At 70.7% G+C, this 19,199-nt stretch carries 17 protein-coding genes and 1 tRNA gene; 10 read left to right on the top strand and 8 right to left on the bottom strand.

The window, feature by feature from the left end; all coding sequences use genetic code 11:
• Positions 1-131: 131 nt before the first annotated feature.
• Positions 132-680: an AAA family ATPase gene (locus tag ASC46_RS13455; RefSeq protein ID WP_055459811.1), complete on the top strand. Its 549-nt coding sequence runs from the start codon at positions 132-134 to the stop codon at positions 678-680.
• On the opposite strand, the gene ASC46_RS13460 is transcribed toward ASC46_RS13455, so the two are convergent.
• The gene (locus tag ASC46_RS13460; RefSeq protein ID WP_071923156.1) at positions 658-1,212 is read right to left on the bottom strand and encodes a thermonuclease family protein; all 555 of its coding nucleotides are present in this window, start codon (positions 1,210-1,212) and stop codon (positions 658-660) included. The genes ASC46_RS13455 and ASC46_RS13460 overlap by 23 nt on opposite strands.
• 63 nt (positions 1,213-1,275) lie before the next feature.
• Entirely contained in the window at positions 1,276-1,512 is a 237-nt protein-coding gene (locus ASC46_RS13465; RefSeq protein ID WP_055459813.1) for a DUF1674 domain-containing protein, read from the bottom strand.
• 147 nt (positions 1,513-1,659) lie between these two features.
• On the opposite strand from ASC46_RS13465, the gene htpX reads away from it, so the two are divergent.
• From htpX to purH, 4 genes are all read left to right on the top strand, one after another.
• Positions 1,660-2,577, top strand: a complete 918-nt coding sequence (htpX, locus tag ASC46_RS13470; RefSeq protein ID WP_055459814.1) for a zinc metalloprotease HtpX — start codon at positions 1,660-1,662, stop codon at positions 2,575-2,577.
• A gap of 75 nt (positions 2,578-2,652) precedes the next feature.
• On the top strand, positions 2,653-3,936 hold the full coding sequence (locus ASC46_RS13475) for an RsmB/NOP family class I SAM-dependent RNA methyltransferase (protein WP_342585600.1): 1,284 nt from the start codon (positions 2,653-2,655) through the stop codon (positions 3,934-3,936).
• A gap of 110 nt (positions 3,937-4,046) precedes the next feature.
• Positions 4,047-5,852: a heparinase II/III family protein gene (locus ASC46_RS13480; RefSeq protein WP_055459816.1), complete on the top strand. Its 1,806-nt coding sequence runs from the start codon at positions 4,047-4,049 to the stop codon at positions 5,850-5,852.
• Positions 5,853-5,977: 125 nt separating this feature from the next.
• The gene (gene purH / locus ASC46_RS13485) at positions 5,978-7,570 is read left to right on the top strand and encodes a bifunctional phosphoribosylaminoimidazolecarboxamide formyltransferase/IMP cyclohydrolase (RefSeq protein ID WP_055459817.1); all 1,593 of its coding nucleotides are present in this window, start codon (positions 5,978-5,980) and stop codon (positions 7,568-7,570) included.
• A gap of 65 nt (positions 7,571-7,635) precedes the next feature.
• Here the strand turns inward: purH and acs are convergent, their stop codons facing one another.
• The 6 genes from acs to hemC form a co-directional block, all read right to left on the bottom strand.
• Positions 7,636-9,585, bottom strand: coding sequence for an acetate--CoA ligase (acs, locus tag ASC46_RS13490; protein ID WP_055459818.1), 1,950 nt, complete (start codon positions 9,583-9,585; stop codon positions 7,636-7,638).
• 420 nt (positions 9,586-10,005) lie between these two features.
• Positions 10,006-10,081, bottom strand: a tRNA-Thr gene (locus ASC46_RS13495).
• Between the two features lie 98 nt (positions 10,082-10,179).
• On the bottom strand, positions 10,180-12,036 hold the full coding sequence (locus ASC46_RS13500) for a heme biosynthesis protein HemY (RefSeq protein WP_055459819.1): 1,857 nt from the start codon (positions 12,034-12,036) through the stop codon (positions 10,180-10,182).
• A gap of 10 nt (positions 12,037-12,046) precedes the next feature.
• The gene (locus ASC46_RS13505; RefSeq protein WP_055459820.1) at positions 12,047-13,363 is read right to left on the bottom strand and encodes a COG4223 family protein; all 1,317 of its coding nucleotides are present in this window, start codon (positions 13,361-13,363) and stop codon (positions 12,047-12,049) included.
• A gap of 114 nt (positions 13,364-13,477) precedes the next feature.
• On the bottom strand, positions 13,478-14,197 hold the full coding sequence (locus tag ASC46_RS13510; RefSeq protein ID WP_055459821.1) for a uroporphyrinogen-III synthase: 720 nt from the start codon (positions 14,195-14,197) through the stop codon (positions 13,478-13,480).
• Between the two features lie 2 nt (positions 14,198-14,199).
• On the bottom strand, positions 14,200-15,129 hold the full coding sequence (gene hemC / locus ASC46_RS13515; protein ID WP_055459822.1) for a hydroxymethylbilane synthase: 930 nt from the start codon (positions 15,127-15,129) through the stop codon (positions 14,200-14,202).
• Between the two features lie 213 nt (positions 15,130-15,342).
• Here hemC and tsaD point away from each other — a divergent pair, with 213 nt between their 5' ends.
• The 5 genes from tsaD to ASC46_RS13540 all read left to right on the top strand — a co-directional run bounded on the left by tsaD (position 15,343) and on the right by ASC46_RS13540 (position 19,145).
• The gene (gene tsaD / locus ASC46_RS13520) at positions 15,343-16,383 is read left to right on the top strand and encodes a tRNA (adenosine(37)-N6)-threonylcarbamoyltransferase complex transferase subunit TsaD (RefSeq protein WP_055459823.1); all 1,041 of its coding nucleotides are present in this window, start codon (positions 15,343-15,345) and stop codon (positions 16,381-16,383) included.
• The gene (locus tag ASC46_RS13525; RefSeq protein ID WP_055459824.1) at positions 16,380-17,378 is read left to right on the top strand and encodes an NAD(P)H-dependent glycerol-3-phosphate dehydrogenase; all 999 of its coding nucleotides are present in this window, start codon (positions 16,380-16,382) and stop codon (positions 17,376-17,378) included. Before tsaD ends, ASC46_RS13525 begins: the two co-directional genes overlap by 4 nt.
• A 16-nt stretch (positions 17,379-17,394) precedes the next feature.
• Complete coding sequence (locus ASC46_RS13530) at positions 17,395-17,808, top strand: EVE domain-containing protein (RefSeq protein WP_055459825.1); 414 nt, start codon at positions 17,395-17,397, stop codon at positions 17,806-17,808.
• 66 nt (positions 17,809-17,874) lie between these two features.
• Positions 17,875-18,369 carry a tellurite resistance TerB family protein gene (locus tag ASC46_RS13535; protein ID WP_157672340.1) on the top strand — a complete coding sequence of 165 codons (495 nt, stop codon included), beginning with the start codon at positions 17,875-17,877 and terminating at the stop codon, positions 18,367-18,369.
• Positions 18,369-19,145, top strand: coding sequence for a glutamine amidotransferase (locus tag ASC46_RS13540; protein WP_055459827.1), 777 nt, complete (start codon positions 18,369-18,371; stop codon positions 19,143-19,145). Before ASC46_RS13535 ends, ASC46_RS13540 begins: the two co-directional genes overlap by 1 nt.
• Positions 19,146-19,199: the final 54 nt, after the last annotated feature.

A 19,199-nucleotide genomic window follows, 5' to 3' on the forward strand; every position in this document is an offset into this window, starting at 1 on the left:
CTGGCGGCGGGCTTGCCCCGCCCGGCGCAAACGCCGTAGTCTTCCGTCTCTCCCCTGACATTGCTCACCCCGGCGCAGCGCCGCCGTGGCGCGCGTGCGCGCCTTTTCCCCTCTCATCCATGAGGACTGCCATGGCGAACGACGCCACCGATCGCTTCTTCGTGCTCACCGGCGGGCCCGGCTCCGGCAAGACGACCCTGCTTGCCGCGCTCGCGGCGGCGGGCCATACGGTCTCGCCCGAAGCCGGCCGCGCCATCATCCGCAACCAGCAGGCGATCGGCGGGCCGGCCCTGCCGTCCGCAGACCCGGCGCTCTATGCCGAGCTCATGCTGGCGCACGACCTCGCCGCCCATCGCCGCCATCTGAACGGGGATGGCCGGGTCTTCTTCGACCGCGGCATCCCGGACATCGCAGGCTATCTCGACCTCGTCGGCCTCGCCCGGCCGGCGCATCTCGAGCGAGCCATCGCATGCTGCCGCTACAATAGGCGCGTCTTCATCTGCCCGCCCTGGCCGGAGATCTTCACGCAGGATGCGGAGCGGCGGCAGACGCTGGAGGAAGCCGAGCGCACCCATGCCGCCATGGTCAGGATCTATGACGAGACGGGCTACGACCTCATTGAGGTACCGCGGCTGCCGACCGCGGAGCGAGCTGCTTTCATCCTTGCCTCATCGGCGTGACGGGCGGGTCGCGGTGCTGCGCCTGTCCGTTGCACCACGAATCGCGGCGCCCGCCTGCATAGGCGCGGGCGTGGCCTGCCTCGCGCAGCAGAGCTCCGACATCCTGATCCTTGGCATCGAAGACGCGGGCGACAACGCGGCCGAAATACTTGTCGGGCTGCACCTGCGACAAAACGATGCCGCCGTCACGGACAAGCCGCGCCAGCGCTTCGTGCGCGGCCTGCGCGGCACGTCGCTCCTCCCGGCAGCGGCCCGCCCGCTCGGGCGCGTCCAGACCCGCGATACGAACCTTCGTCCGGATCTCGTGACCCGGCCACACGGCGACGCGCGCCTCGATCGTATCGCCATCCACAACGCGCAGAACCTCGGCGGCGAACGTACCGCGCTGCGCCACGCCGCGCACAGACACCGCGGCCGGGATCTCGGAACGCTCCACCCCCTGACCGACAAGGGCAGCCGTTCCAATTCCGGCAGCGAAAGCAAGCAGAGGGATCGGAGCCGGATATCGCATCCATCTCTTATAGCGTTTCATGCCCGATATGGGAAGACAGTCTCTTTATAGGTGTCCTGTCTTATATCGGGAGTGACGCGCGGATCAGAAGTCGGTAGCGATGCCCTTGCGCTCCCAGTCGCTGTACCGCACCGGCTCCGGTCCATCGCGACCGTTGACCTCGCGCTGACGCGCCAGGTCGCGTGTGCGGGCATCGATCTCGGAGCGGCGCGCCGCCGCCTCCTCAAGCGCCCGGCGCGCGGCCGGGCTCAGGACCTTGCCCGGCGCCGCCCCGGGCGGGGTCTCGCTCGCCGGGACCCCGGCCGGCTTGATCCTTTCCATCGCCATTCTCCACGCAATCGCGGGGCCCCGCGCCGCATGTCCTGCGACGTCCTCTTGCGGCGCCGGCCGCCCTTCCCCCACATATAGGGGGATTTCGGCGATTGGCACCGGCAAATCGGCGCCGCCGGTGCCGGACGGAGGCAAAGGATGAACTATTTCAAAACCGGCCTGCTGCTGGCGGCGCTCACGGCGCTGTTCGGCGTCGTCGGTTTTCTCATCGGCGGCACGGGCGGCATGTTCGTTGCGCTCGGCCTCGCCGCGGCGATGAACATCTTCAGCTACTGGAACTCGGACCGCCTGGCACTCGCCGCCCACGGCGCGCAGGAGGTCGACGAGCGCACGGCGCCCGAGCTCGTACGCATGGTGCGGGAGCTCAGCCAGCGCGCCGGCCTGCCGATGCCGCGCGTCTACATCATCGACAATCCCCAGCCGAATGCCTTCGCCACCGGTCGCAACCCGGAGAACGCCGCCGTTGCGGCAACGACCGGCATCCTGCGCACGCTCTCCTACGAGGAGCTGGCGGGCGTGATGGCGCACGAGCTCGCGCACATCAAGAACCACGACACCCTGACGATGACGATCACGGCGACCATCGCCGGCGCCATCTCGACCATCGCGCAGTTCGGCCTCTTCTTCGGCGGCGGCAACCGCAACAACGGCGGCGGCCTCATCGGCACCATCCTGCTCGTCGTGCTCGCGCCCATCGCCGCGATGATCATTCAGATGGCCATCAGCCGCTCGCGCGAGTATGAAGCGGATCGAATCGGCGCCGAGATCTGCGGCAACCCGCTGTGGCTGGCGGGCGCGCTCGGCAAGATCGCCCGTGGCGTCGAACAGATCCCCAACGAGAGCGCCGAGACCCACCCGGCCACCGCGCCGCTCTTCATCGTCAACCCGCTCAGCGGCCGCAACATGGACAACCTGTTCTCGACCCATCCGGCGACGGAGAACCGCATCGCCGCCCTCATCGACCTCGCTCGCCGCATGGGGCTGGGCACGGCCGGCGGGAACGTGCCGCGCGGTCCCTGGGGTGGCAGCCAGCGGCCCCGCGGACCCTGGGGCTGAGCGCTGAAACCCGCCCGTCCCCCTCACAACGCGCGTATAAGGCCCACGCAGCCGGCGGGCCTTGCCGCGCGCGTCATCGCTGCCGAAGCGCTCGATGCGGTGCTGCGCCAGCGCGCGCCGCTCGACGAGACGCTGGAGCGGCTCGCCGTACACCACGACGAAGCGGGCCAACGGGACCGCGCGCTCGCCCGCGCCATCGCCACCGTCGCCTTGAGGCGGCTCGGCACCATCCGTCTCGGCCTCAAGCGCTTCCTCGAGCGCGGCCTGCCGCGCAATGCCGGGCTTCTCGAGGCAATCCTCATCGGGGGCGCGGCACAGCTCCTCTTTCTCGAGGTGCCCGACCATGCGGCGGTCGACCTCGCCGTGCGCCAGGCACGGGCGGACAAGCGCGCCTTCCCCTATGCCAAGCTCGTCAATGCCGTGCTCAGGCGTGTGGCCGGCGCGCGGGCGGAGATCCTGGCGGCCGGCGAGGCGCCGCGCATCGATACGCCCGACTGGCTCCAGCGGCGCTGGACGACGGCCTATGGCGAGGCGACAGCCGATGCCATCGCGGCCGCCAACAGGCACGAGGCCGCCGTCGACATCTCAGTGAAGCACAACCTTCCCGGCTGGGCCGAGACGCTCGGCGCCCACATCCTGCCCACCGGCTCGCTGCGCCTGCCGCAGCGCGTGCCCGTGACGGACCTGCCAGGCTATGCCGAAGGGGAATGGTGGGTGCAGGACGCTGCCGCAGCCCTGCCGGCGCGGCTCATCGCCGCCAAGGCAGGCGAGCGCATCATCGATCTCTGCGCCGCGCCAGGTGGCAAGACGGCGCAGCTCGCGGCCGCTGGTGCCTCGGTGCTCGCCGTCGACCGCTCACCCGAGCGCTTGGAACGGCTCGCCGAAAACATGCGGCGCCTGTCGCTGACCGTCGAGACGCTGGCCGCCGACGCGCTTTCCCTCGACGTGCCCGCGGCAGATGCCGTGCTGCTCGATGCCCCTTGCTCGGCGACTGGCACGCTGCGCCGCCACCCGGACGTCGCCTGGACGAAGCGCGCGGAGGACATCACCTCGCTCGCGCAGCTGCAGGCGCAGCTGATCGACAAGGCCGCAAGCCTCGTGCGCCCGGGCGGGCGGCTCGTCTACTGCACCTGCTCGCTCGAGCCGGAGGAGGGCGAGCGCCAGGTCGCGGCCTTCCTCGACCGCCATCGCGACTTCACGCGCCTGCCGGTCGCTGCGGAGGAGATCGGCGGGCTCGCGCAGTTCATCACCGCCGACGGCGATCTGCGCACCCTGCCGCACGCACTGCCGGGCGCAGAGCCGCGCCTGTCCGGCCTCGACGGCTTCTACGCCGCACGGCTTGTGCGCGCCTCGTCGTGAAAAGCCGGCGGCAGCGGCAAGGGACCGTCAAAGGCCACGTGAGCGCGCACCGAAACGTTAACCATCCTGCAGTAATTTATGTGGGCTAAGTGTTGACGAAAGCGCAAGCGATGCACGCGGACAAGGCGGGAGCGATCGTGGCCGGAAGCGCCGATCGGTGGCGGCTCATGGGACTTGCCCTCGGCGAGATCGCTCGGCGTGCGCGCAACCTCGCCACCGGCTCGCTGCGCGCCCTGCTGCAACCGGTGCGCCGTCAGGCGCCGAGCCGCCTCATCATCGCCCCGCAGGACCTGCGCACCACCGATCCGACCGTCGCAGGCGACATTTACGCCGGCTATTTCGCCTTCGCTGGCCGCGTCGTTCAGGCCCAGGGGCGCTCGCCCTTCGAGGCGGCGCCGCCGAGCCGGGCCTGGGCCGAACAGCTCTACAGCTTTGGCTGGCTGCGCCACCTACGTGCCGCCGATTCCGCCCTGGCCCGTGCGAACGCGCGTGCGCTCGTCGACGATTTCCTCGCCAGCGGCCATGACCGGCGCGGTCTCGCGGCAGAGCCGACCATCGTCGCGCGCCGGCTCATCGCCTTCCTCACCCAGTCGCCGCTGCTGCTCGAGGGCGCCGACCACGCCTTCTACCGGCGGCTGATGAAGGCGCTCGGCCGCTCGGTCAGCCAGTTGCAGCGGGCGCTCGCCGGCGGCGCGCGCGGCGAGGAGCGGCTGACCGCGGCCATCGCCCTCGCCTATGCGGGCCTGTGCCTCGACGGCTATGCCCGGCTGCAGCGCGGCGTCAGCCGCACGCTCGCGGACGAACTGTCGCGCCAGATTCTGCCCGACGGCGGCCATGTCAGCCGCAACCCGCGCGTCCTGATCGACCTCCTTGCCGATCTCCTGCCGCTGCGCCAGACCTATGCGGCGCGCAGCGTCGAGCCGCCGGCGCCGCTCCTGCGCGCCATCGATCGCATGATGCCAATGCTGCGCCTCTTCCGGCACGGGGACGGCTCCATTGCCTTGTTCAACGGCATGGGCGGCACGGCGCCGGATCTCATCGCGACCCTCCTCGTCTATGACGATGCCCGCGCGCAGGGTATGGAGCATGCGCCGCACAGCGGCTACGAGCGGCTGCAGGCCGGTGGCACGGTGGTCATCGCCGACACCGGCGGCCCGCCGCCCGCCGCCTTCTCGGGCGAAGCCCATGCAGGCTGCCTCTCCTTCGAGCTGACGGCCGGCTTCTGCCGTATCGTGGTCAATTGCGGCGCGCCGCGCGGCACGGGGCCGGTTCCGATCGCCACGCGTTCTACCGCCGCCCATTCAACGGCGACGGTGCACGATGCTTCCTCCTGCCATTTTGCCGGAGCGGGCGACGACCTGTCGCTCGGCGCCCGCCTCGGCCGATGGATCGGCGCGCCCATCCTCTCCGGCCCGCAGGACGTGCCGGTGTCGCGCAAGGACGAGGACGGCGACGTCATTCTCGTCGCGGCGCACGACGGCTACGTGCAGCGCTTCGGCATCGTGCACGAGCGCCGCCTGCGCCTCGCCGCCGGCGGCGAGCAACTCGCGGGCGAAGACACCTTCATCCTCATCGATCCGACGCCGGGCATGACGGATGTCACCATCCGCTTCCACCTCCACCCTTCCGTGCGCGCCAGCCGGCTGCAGAGCGGGCAGGCGGTGATGCTGCTTCTGCCCGATGGTGAGGCCTGGACCTTCGAGGCCGAACATGTGCCCCTTGCCATCGAGGAAAGCGTCTTCTTCGCCGCCCCGGACGGCACGCGCCGGACCGAACAGATCGTGCTCTCGCTCGATGCGGCCGAAACCCATGCGGTGCGGTGGTCCTTCCAGCGCATCGGCCGCCACAACAGCACAGACGCAAGGCGCTCGGCCGCCCGCCCGGACGAGGAACCGCTGCCCCTCCGGGGCATCTGACAGCGCCTCGCACCCGCATCCGCGTTTTGTCGGCGACGCATTCGTGCTAAGCGCCGGGGCGACGGCGCCGGCAGAAGGCTCTGCGGCCGGCTGCCGGGAGCCAGAATGCCGAAGGACATCGCGTAATGCCGAGTGAAGTCAGGCGCGTCACCCGCGCCCTCCTGTCCGTCTCCGACAAGACGGGCCTCGTCGAATTCGCCGCCGCGCTCGCGGCCCGGGGCATCGCCCTCGTCTCGACCGGGGGCACGCGCAAGACGCTCGTCGACGCCGGCCTCACCGTGGCTGATGTCTCGGACGTGACAGGCTTCCCCGAGATGATGGACGGGCGCGTCAAGACGTTGCACCCGGCCGTACACGGCGGGCTCCTCGCCGTCCGCTCCAATCCCGAGCACCAGGCGGCCATGCTCGCCCACGGCATCGGCCCCATCGACCTGCTCGTCGTCAACCTCTATCCGTTCGAGGCGACGGTGGCGAAGGGCGCCGCCTATGACGACTGCATCGAGAACATCGACATCGGCGGCCCGGCCATGATCCGCGCCGCCGCCAAGAACCACGACGACGTCGCCGTGGTCGTCGAGCCCGACGACTATGCCGCCGTGCTGACCGATCTCGAGGCGCATGACGGCGCGACGACTCTGACGCTGCGGCGGCGCCTGGCGCAGAAGGCCTACGCGCGCACCGCCGCCTATGATGCTGCCATCTCCAACTGGCTCGCCGGGCAGCTCGGCGAGACGGCGCCAGCCTTCCGGGCGCTCGGCGGCGCGCTGGCCGAGCCGATGCGCTATGGCGAGAATCCCCATCAGTGGGCCGCCTTCTACCGCACGCCGGAGCAGCGCCCCGGCGTCTCCACGGCGCGCCAGCTGCAGGGCAAGCAGCTCTCCTACAACAACATCAACGACACCGACGCCGCCTTCGAGTGCGTGGCCGAGTTCGACCCGGCCCGCACCGCCGCCGTCGTCATCGTCAAGCACGCGAACCCGTGCGGCGTCGCTGAGGGATCGAGCCTCCTCGACGCCTACGAGAAGGCACTCGCCTGCGATCCCGTTTCGGCCTTCGGCGGCATCGTCGCCCTCAACCGCCGGCTCGATGCGGAGGCGGCGAGGAAGATCGTCGAGATCTTCACCGAGGTGATCATCGCCCCCGAGGCGAGCGAGGAGGCGGTTGCCATCGTCGCGGCGAAGAAGAACCTGCGCCTGCTCGTGACCGGCGGCCTGCCCGACCCGCGCGCCGGCGGGCTTGCCCTGCGCACGGTCGCTGGCGGCTTCCTCGCCCAGGCGCGCGACAGCGCCGTCATCGACGACATGAGTCTCAAGGTGGTGACGAAGCGCGCCCCGACGGCGGCCGAACTCGCGGACCTCAAGTTCGCCTTCCGTGTTGCCAAGCACGTCAAGTCGAACGCCATCGTCTATGCCAAGGGCGGCGCCACGGTGGGCATCGGCGCCGGCCAGATGAGCCGCGTCGATTCCTCGCGCATCGCGGCCTGGAAAGCGGCGGAAGCGGCGAAGACGGCGGGTCTTCCCGAGACGCTGGCCAAGGGCTCGGTCGTCGCCTCCGACGCCTTCTTTCCCTTTGCCGACGGGCTACTCGCCGCAGCCGAGGCCGGCGCCACGGCCGTCATCCAGCCTGGCGGGTCCATGCGCGACGACGAGGTGATCAAAGCGGCCGACGAGGCAGGCCTCGCCATGGTTTTTACCGGCCACCGCCACTTCCGGCACTGATGCTGCGAACCACCCCTCTCCCCACAAAAAGGGGGGAAGGGGTGGTGACTTCTTCCCCGACGGCCTCAGGCCGGCACGCGCTTGTTCTGCCTATTGTGAATGAGATCGTCCACCACGGACGGGTCGGCCAGTGTCGAGGTGTCGCCGAGGTTGGAGAACTCGTCCTCGGCGATCTTGCGCAGGATACGGCGCATGATCTTGCCCGAGCGGGTCTTCGGCAGGTTGGGCGCGAACTGCACGAGGTCGGGCGACGCGATCGGGCCGATCTCCTTGCGGACCCACTGGACGAGCTCCTTGCGCAGCTCTTCCGTCGGCTCCACGCCTGCCATCAGCGTCACGTAGGCGTAGATGCCTTGGCCCTTGATGTCGTGCGGATAGCCGACAACGGCCGCTTCCGACACCTTGGCGTGGGCGACCAGCGCCGATTCGACCTCGGCCGTGCCCATGCGATGGCCGGAGACGTTGATGACGTCGTCGACGCGGCCGGTGATCCAGTAATAGCCATCGGCGTCGCGCCGGCAGCCGTCACCGGTGAAATACTTGCCGGGATAGGTGGAGAAGTAGGTGTCCATGAAGCGCTGGTGGTCGCCGTAAACCGTGCGCATCTGGCCCGGCCAGGAATCGGCGATGCACAGATTGCCCTCGGTCGCGCCCTCCAGCACCTTACCCTCGGCGTCGACGATCTCGGGCCTGATGCCGAAGAACGGCCGCGTGGCGGAGCCGGGCTTCAACGCAATGGCGCCTGGCAGTGGCGAAATCAGGATGCCGCCAGTCTCGGTCTGCCACCAGGTGTCGACGATGGGGCAGCGCCCGTCCCCGACCACGCGATAGTACCACTCCCAGGCCTCCGGATTGATCGGCTCGCCGACTGAGCCGAGCAGGCGCAGCGAGGTGCGTGAGGTCTTCTTCACCGGCTCGTCCCCGGCCTGCATCAAGGCGCGGATGGCGGTGGGGGCGGTGTAGAAGATGTTGACCTGGTGCTTGTCGATCACGCGCCAGAAGCGGGAATTGTCCGGATAGTTCGGCACGCCCTCGAACATAAGGGTCGTCGCGCCATTGGCGAGCGGGCCGTAGAGGATGTAGCTGTGCCCGGTCACCCAGCCGACGTCGGCCGTGCACCAGAAAATGTCGCCGTCGTGATAGTCGAAGACGTACTGATGCGTCATCGACGCATAGACCAGATAGCCGCCCGTGGTATGCAGCACGCCCTTGGGCTTGCCGGTGGAACCCGAGGTGTAGAGGATGAAGAGCGGATCCTCCGCCTCCATCGGCTCGCAGGGGCACTCGCTCGTCACCAGTGCTGCCGCCTCATGGTACCAGACGTCACGGCCCGGCTCCATGGCGACATCGGCGCCGGTGCGGCGTACGACGACGACGTGGTCGACACCGCCCACCTTGGCGATGGCTGCGTCGACATTGGCCTTGAGCGGCACCTTGCGCCCGCCGCGCAGGCCCTCGTCCGCCGTGATGACGACCTTTGAGGCGCAGTCCTCGATGCGGCCGGCGAGCGAGTCGGGCGAGAAGCCACCGAAGACGACGGAGTGGATGGCGCCGAGCCGCGCGCAGGCCAGCATGGCGAAGGCCGCCTCGGGGATCATCGGCATGTAGATGGTGACGCGGTCGCCCTTCTCGACGCCGCGGTTGCGCAGCACGTTGGCGAAGCGGCAGACCTCGTCGTGCAGCTCGCGATAGGTGATGAGGCGGGATTCGGAGGGATCATCGCCCTCCCAGATGATGGCTGTCTGGTCGCCGCGCGTCTCCAGATGCCGGTCGATGCAGTTGTAGGCGACGTTCGTTACGCCATCCTCGAACCAGCGGATGGAGACCTCGCCCGGCGCGTAGGAGACATTCTTGACCTTCTCGTAGGGCGTGAACCAGTCGATGCGCCGGCCGTGCTCGTCCCAGAACGCTTCGGGATCCCGAATCGAGGCCTCGTACATCTCGTTGTAGCGAGCCTCATCCACGTAGGCGCGCTTCGCCCAATCGGCCGGCACCTCGTAGACCTTCTCCTGCATGACGTCCTCCCGAAACCTCGGCCGGGCCTTCAGTCGGCACCGGTCCAAACGCAGCCTCCGGCCCGCCATCCGGACGGATAGCGGCCTTGAAGCGATTGATCGGGCGGCATTATGCGAAGGGCGACCGGCACCGGCAAGGCGCCAAGGGTCACACTTTCGTCTCTTCGACGTTGGGAGAAGGCTTCACCAGAGGCGCGTGCCGGGGTATCCTCGCGGGTCATGGCCGGACTTGTTCCGGCGATGCGCGCCTTTCAGCCTTGCGCAACGGCGAGGTGTGGATGCCCGCGACAAGCGCGGGCATGACGGGGAGGAGCGGTTGCCCTTCACGCCTCAAGGGCCCCTCCGGCAAGGCTCCGTGGCATCCCGCTTCGCTCGGCGAAGACGGACAAATCTGCGTGGTGGGCTGGCGCGAAGCAGGAATGGTGCCGCGGAAGGGATTCGAACCCCCGACCCACGCATTACGAATGCGTTGCTCTACCAGCTGAGCTACCGCGGCACGCGCGCGCCTTCTAGCGTCAATCACCCCGCCTTGGCAAGTGCCTCGCGCGATTCCGAGCCAGCGGCCGCGCGAGGCCGGTGCACGAGCAGCCGCGGTCAGGTCACGATGGTGCGGCGCACGGGGCCGGCCTCGTCCTCCCCGGTCACCGGCCCGGGATCATCGGGCGGACGGCTGACCGGGAAGATGACCGGGCTCGCCCGCCGTGCGCGACGGGGCGTGGCGTTCTCGGCGGGCTGCGCAGGTGCCGCCGTCTCCGATATACCGCGTCGCGCCGATGCCTTCGCCGCCTCGGTCACATATTGCGGCACGGGAGCAGCCGGCGCGGGCGACGGCTTTTCCTCTGGCGGGACGGGAGGGGCGGCCGATGCCTGTGCCTGTTCAGGCGCGGCGGGCTCGCCGCTCTCCGGTGGAGGAGCTGGCGCAGCCGGCTGCGGCGATTTATCTGCCGGTTCGACCACGGTCACCGGTTCAGGCTCGGAACGCGCATCAGGCCCCGCAGCCCGGGAAGGCGGCCGGGCCTCGGCAGCCGTTGCGGGAAGCTCACGGGAGGGCCCTTCCCGCGCTGGCGGCACGATTTCAGGCAGCGCCTCGGCTGCATGGCGCTCGTCGCCGTCGCCGATGACGGCGTCGGCCCGGTGCGTCTCCTGCGCCTCGCGATGCTGGGCGGCGATCTGCTCGCTCGGCGTTCCCCAGACGAAGGCGTCGAGCCGGCCGCTGACCGGCGAGACCGGCGACCAGGTGTCGGAGATGACGCCGTCGGCGAGCCAGGCGGGATCGCGCGGCGCGCGCGAGGCACGGGCCAGCCAGGCGCGTACGGCCCCCGTCTCGCCGTGCTCGGCCTCCTCGATGTCGGCCATCAGCACGCAGGTGCGCAGCGTGGGGCGCTCGGCGATGAGCGGGGCCAGCGCCTCGCGGGCGCGGGCGAATTCGCGCGCGTCGAGCGCGGCCCGGGCCAGCATCAGCCGCGATTCGGCGGAATCCGATGCCAGCCGCGCCAGCGTCTCGGCGCGGGCGAGCCGATCACGCGCCGAATCGCCGGAGCGGATCTCGACATAGGCCGCGGCGATATCAGGATGCGGCAGCCGCACCCAGGCCGCCTCGAGGGTCTTGGCCGCCTTGCGGTATTTGCCGGCGCGGGCGAGAAGGCGGCCGGCCAGCACGGCGGCGGGCACGAGATCGGGCGCGAGCTTGACGGCCTCGCGCACAGCGGTGAGCGCGGCGTCGGGGTCCTTCTCCGCCCGGTCGATGGCATCGGCCGTCAGGAGCACGGCGCGTTGACGGCGCGCCTCGGCGCGGTCGATGAGCCGCAGCGCGGCGCGCCGCTCGAGGGTCATGAGCGCCCCGCGCCAGTCGCGTTCGGCGGATTGGAATTCGAGCACCGCCTCGTTGGCCCAGCCGACACTCGGCGCAAGCTCCGCCGCCTTGGCCGCATGGGCCCGGGCGGCGACGAGATCGCCCTTGCGTCGCGCCTCGACGAACAGGCCGCGCAGGCCGAGCACCCGCGTCTCGGGCTCGTCGAGCATGTCGTTGAAAGCGGCCTCGGCGCCTGCCCGATCGCCGGAGATCTGGGCGGCCTGGGCCTTGAGCAGCAGCGTCAGCGGCTCGCGGCCGAGCCAGCGCTCGGCATCGCCCGCGTGTCGGCGCGCGGCGGCGGGATCGCCCGAGCCGACGGCTACCATGCCGCGCGACACGGCGGCAAAGCCGCGCGCCCGGCGGCGGGCGCGCGAGGCGATGGTGACGAGGTCCGGCAGCTTGAAGACGAAGCGCACCACGCTCCACACGATGACAAGCGCGGTGACGATACCGATGAGCGCCGCCACGGCGACGCTGAGCGGGGTGCTGATGCGATAATCCTGCCAGGTGAGCACCACCTCCCCCGGATGGTCGGCAAGCCAGGCGGCGCCGAGCGCGACGAAGGCGAGAAGGACGAGGAAGACGAGAACGCGAATCATGGCTGCGCCCTCACCCGTTGCCGCCGAAGGCGTCGACGGCCGAACGACGCACGGCGAGCGCCGCCTGCTCCGCTTCCGCGCGGGCCCTCAGCGCCGCGACCCAATCACGCGTCGCCTGCTGCTCGGCCGGCGACAGCCGCTCCCAAGCCGCGAGCGCCGCCGCCGCGTCGCCGCGGGCGAGCGCCGCATCGACGGCGTCGGCCGGCTGCCCCCCGCTGCCGACGCGCTCGACCCGCACGAGGCCGGCTGCACTGTCGCTCAGACGCTCCCAGAGGCTGCCCTCCGGACGGCTGCGGCGCTCGGTTTCGGCCGCCCGGGCCAGACCTTCGCGCAGGCCTGGACGCAGGCTCTCGGTGGTCGGCAAGCCGGCCCCCGCCTGCGGCTGGAGCGGGGACAGGAGCTCTGCCGGCGTGCCGAGGCGCTCGAGCACCGCAATCTCCTTCTCGAAGGGCTGGCCGGAGCGGATCGCGGTCAGCAATAGCTCCGCCACGGCGAGCCGGCCCGCGGCATTGCCGATCGGCTCGGCAGCGCCGTCGGCGATCTGCCTTTCGGCGGCGTCGAGCCGGGCGCCCAGGGCCTCCAGCCGGCGCGAGACGTCGCTGATGACGCCCGGATCGAGGCTGCGCACGGCCCCTTCGACTGCGTCGACACGTCGGCTCAGTTCGTCGCGGATCGCGCGAAGCTCCGCCGGCGACGCGCCCTCGACGGACCGCAGCCCCTCGATCTCGTTGGCGAGGCCGTTGATGCGCGCCGTCAGGCCGTCGTCCTCGCGGGAGGCGGAGGTCATGCGCGCCTCGAGCGCCTCGAGATCCTCACGGCCGACGACATTGGCGAGGCTGCGCTCGACGACGGCAAGGCGCGCCGCGGTGTCGTTGGCCGGACCGACGAGCACCGGCAGCAATATGGCTGCGGCGGCGCCGACGATGCCGCCGACGGCAGCCGCCACGAGGAGCGAACTTTGGAGGCCCTGGCGGGGCGCCGCAGCCGGTTCGGCGGGCCGTACGCCATGAGCGGTGGTGTCGACGGGCGCCTCGTCAGCCGGCGCATCCCCGAGGCGTTCCTTGCCTTGAAGCCTCTCGTCTCCGCCGGGCACATCCTCGGCGGCCGGCATGTCGCTAGGTGGGACTTGTGCGGCCGGCTGCGCGACGGCGGGTGCGTCCTCGCCCGCAGAAACCGTCCGGGGGGTGGTGGCCGCCTCTGCAGCCGCGCCATCGGCGGAAGGCAGCGCGGTGGCCTCGGTCATGGCGCGGTCGGTCGTCTGCGCGGCGCGCTCCGCCTTCGTGCGGGCTGTCCGGGACGTCCGGCCCGTCGGCTTCTCGTCGCTCATGCAGACCTCTCTCCATCATTTCCTCGGCACCGCCGGTGCTCCCGGGCAGGCCATGATGAACCCTCAAGCTCTTAACATCAGCCGCCCGTCCATGGCGAGCCCGCAGGCTGCGCGTCATCTGTCGCCATGTGCCGGCAGCAAAGCCAGCAAGGCTTCCTCGTGCGGAGCGGCCGCGGCCGCGACCCGCCGGATACCAGCGGCCCTGAGTGGCGCGGCAACATCCTCCGACAGGCACAGGTGTCGCAGGGCACGGAATGCCTCGCCGCAGCCGGCCCGCTCGGCGAGATTGAGCGCCAGGGCTGCGCTTCGGCGGGAATAATGCAGCGCGACCGTGACGTTGCCGCCGCCAAGCGCCACCACTGCGGCCGGCGGCAGCGATTCCTCCGCCTCGGCGACATAGGCGATCCACGGCACGACCGCAAAGCCGGCGGCGGCGAGAAGAGCGGGCGTATCGGCCTTGTGATCGCGGCCGAGGACGAGGAGAAGCCGCGCGCCTGCGGGGAAGACCGACGGGGCGAGCGCCGCGAGGGCGATGCGGTCGCCCGCCGCCGCCATGACGGCCGCAAAGCCGGCCTCGCGCGCCACCTCGCCCGTGCGCTCGCCGACCGCAAGGAGAGGCAGCGCGGCGAGTGCCGCGACATCCCCCTCGCCCAAAGCTTCGAAGGCGTTGGGGCTGGTGACGACGACACCGTCGAAGGCTCCCGCCGGGCGCGGCTCATCCGTGGAATGGATGGTCAGGAGCGGAGCGATGACGACCGCATGGCCGCGCTCGCCAAGGCGCTGCGCCGTCCGGCGCGCCGCCGTTTCCGGCCGCAGGACGAGGACGCCCGCCATGTCTACTTTCCCAGGAGCGCCGGGCGCGCGCGGGCCACCACCTCGCGCCCCGCATCCTCTCCGAGACCGAGTGCCTCGGCGACCGGGCCGCTCCGCTCGACGGCCACCCAGTCGCTGCCATCGGGCGCCAGCAGCATGCCGCGGAAGGAGAGACTGGCCCCCTGCACTCGCGCCAGACCCGCAATGGGCGTGCGGCACGAGCCGTCGAGCACGCGCAGGAAGGCTCGCTCGACCTCCAGCGCCACACCTGTCGCGGGATCGGTGAAACGCATCAGCATCTCGCGCAGGGCAAGGTCGTCGGCGCGCGTCACGATGGCGATGGCGCCCTGGCCGATGGCGGGCAGGAAATCCTCCGTATCGAGCACGGCGGTCGCCTTGTCGGCGAGGCCGAGCCGCCGCAGCCCGGCGAGGGCCAGCAAGGTCGCGTCGATCTCGCCGCTCTCGACCTTGGCGAGGCGGGTGCCGACATTGCCGCGCAGCAGCGTGACCGAGACATCGGGCCGCAGGCGCCGCACCTGCGCCTGCCGGCGCAGCGAGGCGCTGCCGACCACGGCGCCGCGCGGCAGCTCGGCGATGCTGCGCGCACCGCGGCTGATGAGAACGTCGCGCACATCCTCGCGGGCGAGATAACCCGCGATGACGAGCCCTTTCGGCAGGACGGTCGGCAGATCCTTGGCGGAATGGACGGCAAGGGCGATGCGCCCGTCGAGGAGCGCGCTGTCGAGCTCCTTCGTGAACAGACCCTTGCCGCCGGCCTCCGACAGCGCCCGGTCCTGGATCATGTCGCCCGTCGTCTTGATGACCGAGAGCGCGACCGCCTCGGCTGGGCAGCCAAGCGCTCCGGCGAGGAGCGCCTGCACCTGCCGCGCTTGGGCCAGGGCGAGCGGGCTGCCGCGCGTGCCGATGACAGGTGCGCCGGTCGATGCGATCATGGTTCCGTCCAACTCCAATTACGGCCCCGCGGCCGGCGGGCGATTCGTGCAGGCGGGAGGCCGCAGAGCCGCTCCCGCACCTCACTATCGCATGCCCTACCACCCTGCTGCGGCGAAAAACCGGTTCCCACGGCTTTACGCCATGCTCTATAGGGGGAAGCGGCGCTTTTGCGAACCGCGACCGATCGCAGCCCCTTCAGAACCCAGCGAATCATGCGCGTTCTTGGCATCGAGACCACCTGTGATGAAACGGCGGCCGCCGTCGTCGGCCTTGCCGGCGACGGGCGCGGCGTCATCCTGTCGAACGAGATCCTCAGCCAGATCACGGAACATGCCGCCTATGGCGGCGTGGTGCCGGAGATTGCGGCGCGCGCCCATGTCGAGGTCATCGACCGGCTGGTGGCGCGGGCGCTGAAGGCGGCCGACGTGACGCTGAAGGACATCGATGCCGTCGCCGCCGCCGCCGGCCCCGGCCTTATCGGCGGTGTCATCGTCGGCCTCACCACCGGCAAGGCTCTCGCCCTCGTCTCCGGCAAGCCCTTTGTCGCCGTCAACCACCTCGAGGCGCACGCGCTGACGGCACGAATGACCGACGGCGTCGCCTTTCCCTATCTGCTGCTGCTCGCCTCGGGCGGGCATACGCAATTGCTCGCGGTGCGTGGCGTCGGCGACTATGTGCGCCTTGGCACCACGATCGACGACGCCATCGGCGAGGCCTTCGACAAGACGGCGAAGATGCTCGGCCTGCCCTATCCCGGCGGGCCGGAGGTGGAACGCCAGGCGCTCCACGGCGACCCGGCGCGCTTCGCCTTGCCACGGCCGCTGGCCGGCCGGCCGGACCCGGATTTCTCGCTCTCCGGCCTCAAGACCGCCGTGCGCACCGAGGCCGAGCGCATCGCCCCGCTCTCGGCACGGGACGTTGCCGATCTCTGCGCCTCCTTCCAGGCGGCCGTGGTCGACGTCGTCGCCGACCGGGTGCGCATGGGCCTACGTGCCTTCCGGCAGAAGGCGGGGCACCCGACCGCGCTCGTCGTCGCCGGTGGCGTTGCCGCCAACCAGGCGATCCGCCGCGGCCTGACGCGGCTTGCCTCCGAGGCCGGCCTGCCCCTCGTCACGCCGCCGCCGGCCCTGTGCACGGACAACGGCGCGATGATCGCCTGGGCGGGGCTCGAGCGCCTGCGGCTCGGCCTCACCGACGACCTCACCGCCCCCGCCCGCGCCCGCTGGCCGCTCGAGGCGGCCTCCGCGGCATGATGACCGATCCTGTCGTCATCGTCGGAGCCGGCGCGTGGGGCACGGCCCTCGCCAACGCGGCGGCCCAGGCCGGACGCTTCGTCACCCTCGTCGCGCGCGATCCCGAGCACGCCGGCACGATGCAGGCCGCGCGCGAGAACTTGCGCTTCCTGCCCGGCGCGCCGCTCCATGCCGCGATCACCGTCACCGCCGACCTCGGCGCAACGACGGCCGCGCGGGCGCTGCTCCTCGTCGTGCCGGCACAGGCCCTGCGCGAGGCAGCCCGGGGGCTCGCGCACCGGCTCGCCCCGGGCACACCCGTTGTCATCTGCGCCAAGGGCATCGAGCGCACGTCGAGCCGCTTCATGAGCGATGTCGTCGGCGAGGAGCTGCCGGCGGCGGTGCCCGCCGTCCTGTCGGGCCCGAGCTTCGCCGAGGACGTGGTGCGGGGCCTGCCGACCGCCGTGGTGCTGGCCTGCGCGCAGGAGGAGACCGCGCGCAGCCTCGCCGCGACGCTGACGAGCCCTACATTCCGCATCTATCACGGCACCGACGTGCGCGGAGTCGAGATCGGCGGTGCAGCCAAGAACGTGCTCGCCATCGCCTGCGGCATCGTCATGGGCTGCGGCCTCGGCGAGAGCGCCCGGGCCGCCATGGTGGCACGGGGCTTCGCCGAGCTGATGCGCTTCGCCCGCGCCCTCGGCGCCCGTCCCGAGACGCTGATGGGGCTGTCCGGGCTCGGCGACCTCGTGCTCACCTGCGGCTCTGCGAAATCGCGCAACTTCGCCTTCGGCGAGGCGCTGGGGCGCGGCGTGCCGCTTTCCGAAGCCTCTGGCGGCAAGCTGGCGGAAGGCGCCTTCACCGCCGCGGCACTCGTGGCGATGGCCGGCCGGCACGGGGTGGAGATGCCGATCTCAGAGGCTGTCGCTGCAATCGTCGCTGGGGAGGTTTCCGTGGAAGCGGCGATCGGCGCGCTGCTCAACCGGCCGATCCGCGCCGAGCACGAGATCATCTGACGAACGGGGAGAGGTCATGGCGCACTGGCTGTTCAAATCGGAACCGGCCACCTGGTCCTGGGACCAACAGGTCGCGGAAGGCGAGAAGGGCACGTTCTGGAACGGCGTGCGCAACCATTCCGCCAAGCTCAACATGATGGCGATGAAGAAGGGCGAGACCGGCTTCTTCTACCACTCCAACGAGGGCAAGGCGATTGTCGGCATCGTCGAGGTGATCAAGGAGTACTATCCCGACCACACCGATGCGAGCGGTCGCTTCGGCATGGTCGACATCAAGGCGGTGAAGGCGCTGCCGCGGCCGGTGACGCTCGATGAGATCAAGAATACGCCCGCGCTCGCGGATATGGTGCTCGTCAACAATTCGCGCCTGTCGGTACAGCCGGTGAGCGACCCCGAATGGGACATCATCTGCAGGATGGGCGGATTGTGAAGAAGGCGGGGTTGAGCGCCGCCGTCCGATCGGACAGGATGCCAGTCTGAAATCGTTCCTATGTCCATGACTCGTCCCGTCCGCCTCATCGCCAGCATTGCCCGGCTCTTCGAACGCCTGCCCCGGCACCAGGCCGTGCCGCCGCGCGAAGATCGGGACCCGACCCCCGACACCCTCCTGTCGCTTGCCATCGTCCTCGTGCACATCGCCGGAGGCGACGGGCGCCTGACGGGAGAGGAACGCGCCAGGCTCGCCGACCTCGTCGGACGCCGCTTCCGCCTCTCGCCGCGCGAGGCGCTCCGGATCATCGAGGCTGCCATCGTGGCCGAGGGCTCGCGCGAGGACGTGGACGACGCCTTCGAGGACCTGAAGCGCCTGCTGCCGCCGGACGGGCGCCGCGAGCTGATGGCCGCCGCCTGGGAACTCGCGAAGATCGACGGTCACGTCGCCGAACTCGAGGACGACCTCCTGTGGCGCTCCGCCCGCCGGCTCGGGCTGAGCGAGCGCGAGGCCGAGGCGCTGCGTCAGAGCGCGCTGACGGACGTCGACGGAGGGGTCTGATGGGTGCGGCGACCCCGCTGCCCGTTCTCATCGTCCTGCACCAGGAACATTCGACGCCCGGCCGGGTTGGCCGGCTCCTTGTGGAGCGTGGCCACCCGCTCGACATCCGCCGGCCGCGCTTCGGCGATCCCTTGCCGCAGACGCTCGCACTGCATGCCGGCGCCGTCGTCTTCGGCGGGCCCATGAGCGCCAACGACCCCGATGACTGGGTGAAGCGCGAGATCGACTGGATCGGCGTCGCGCTCGATGAGAAAAAGCCGCTGCTCGGCCTCTGCCTCGGCGCGCAGATGCTGGCGAAACACCTCGGCGGGCGGATCGATCCGCATCCCTCGGGCCTTGCCGAGATCGGCTATTATCCGCTCAAGCCGACGGCGACGGGGCGACGCTTCGCCAGCGAGACGGGCGCGCCATGGCCGTCGCACGTCTACCAGTGGCATCGGGAGGGGCTCGACTGTCCGCCCGGCGGCGAACTTCTCGCCGAAGGCGCGGATTTTCCGAACCAGGCCTTCCGCGTCGGACCCGCCGCCTTCGGCCTGCAGTTCCATCCCGAGGTGACGCACGCCATGATCTATCGCTGGACGACGCGCGCCAGCGAAAGGCTAGGCCTGCCGGGCGCCCAAGCCGCGCACCTGCACCACCGCGGGCGCTTCATGTACGACCCCGACGTCGCCCTTTGGCTCGATGCGTTTCTCGACCACTGGCTCGCCGCCGGCGCCCCACAGGCCCGATCACAACCAGTCGCGGAACCGGGGAGCGCCTGCGCCCCAGCGATCTGAGAGCCGCAACGGTCGCTTCATGGTATACTTATTAAATTGTACATGCGGAGCACC

This window comes from Chelatococcus sambhunathii (genome assembly GCF_001418005.1).
In the GTDB taxonomy this organism is placed as follows: domain Bacteria; phylum Pseudomonadota; class Alphaproteobacteria; order Rhizobiales; family Beijerinckiaceae; genus Chelatococcus_A; species Chelatococcus_A sambhunathii.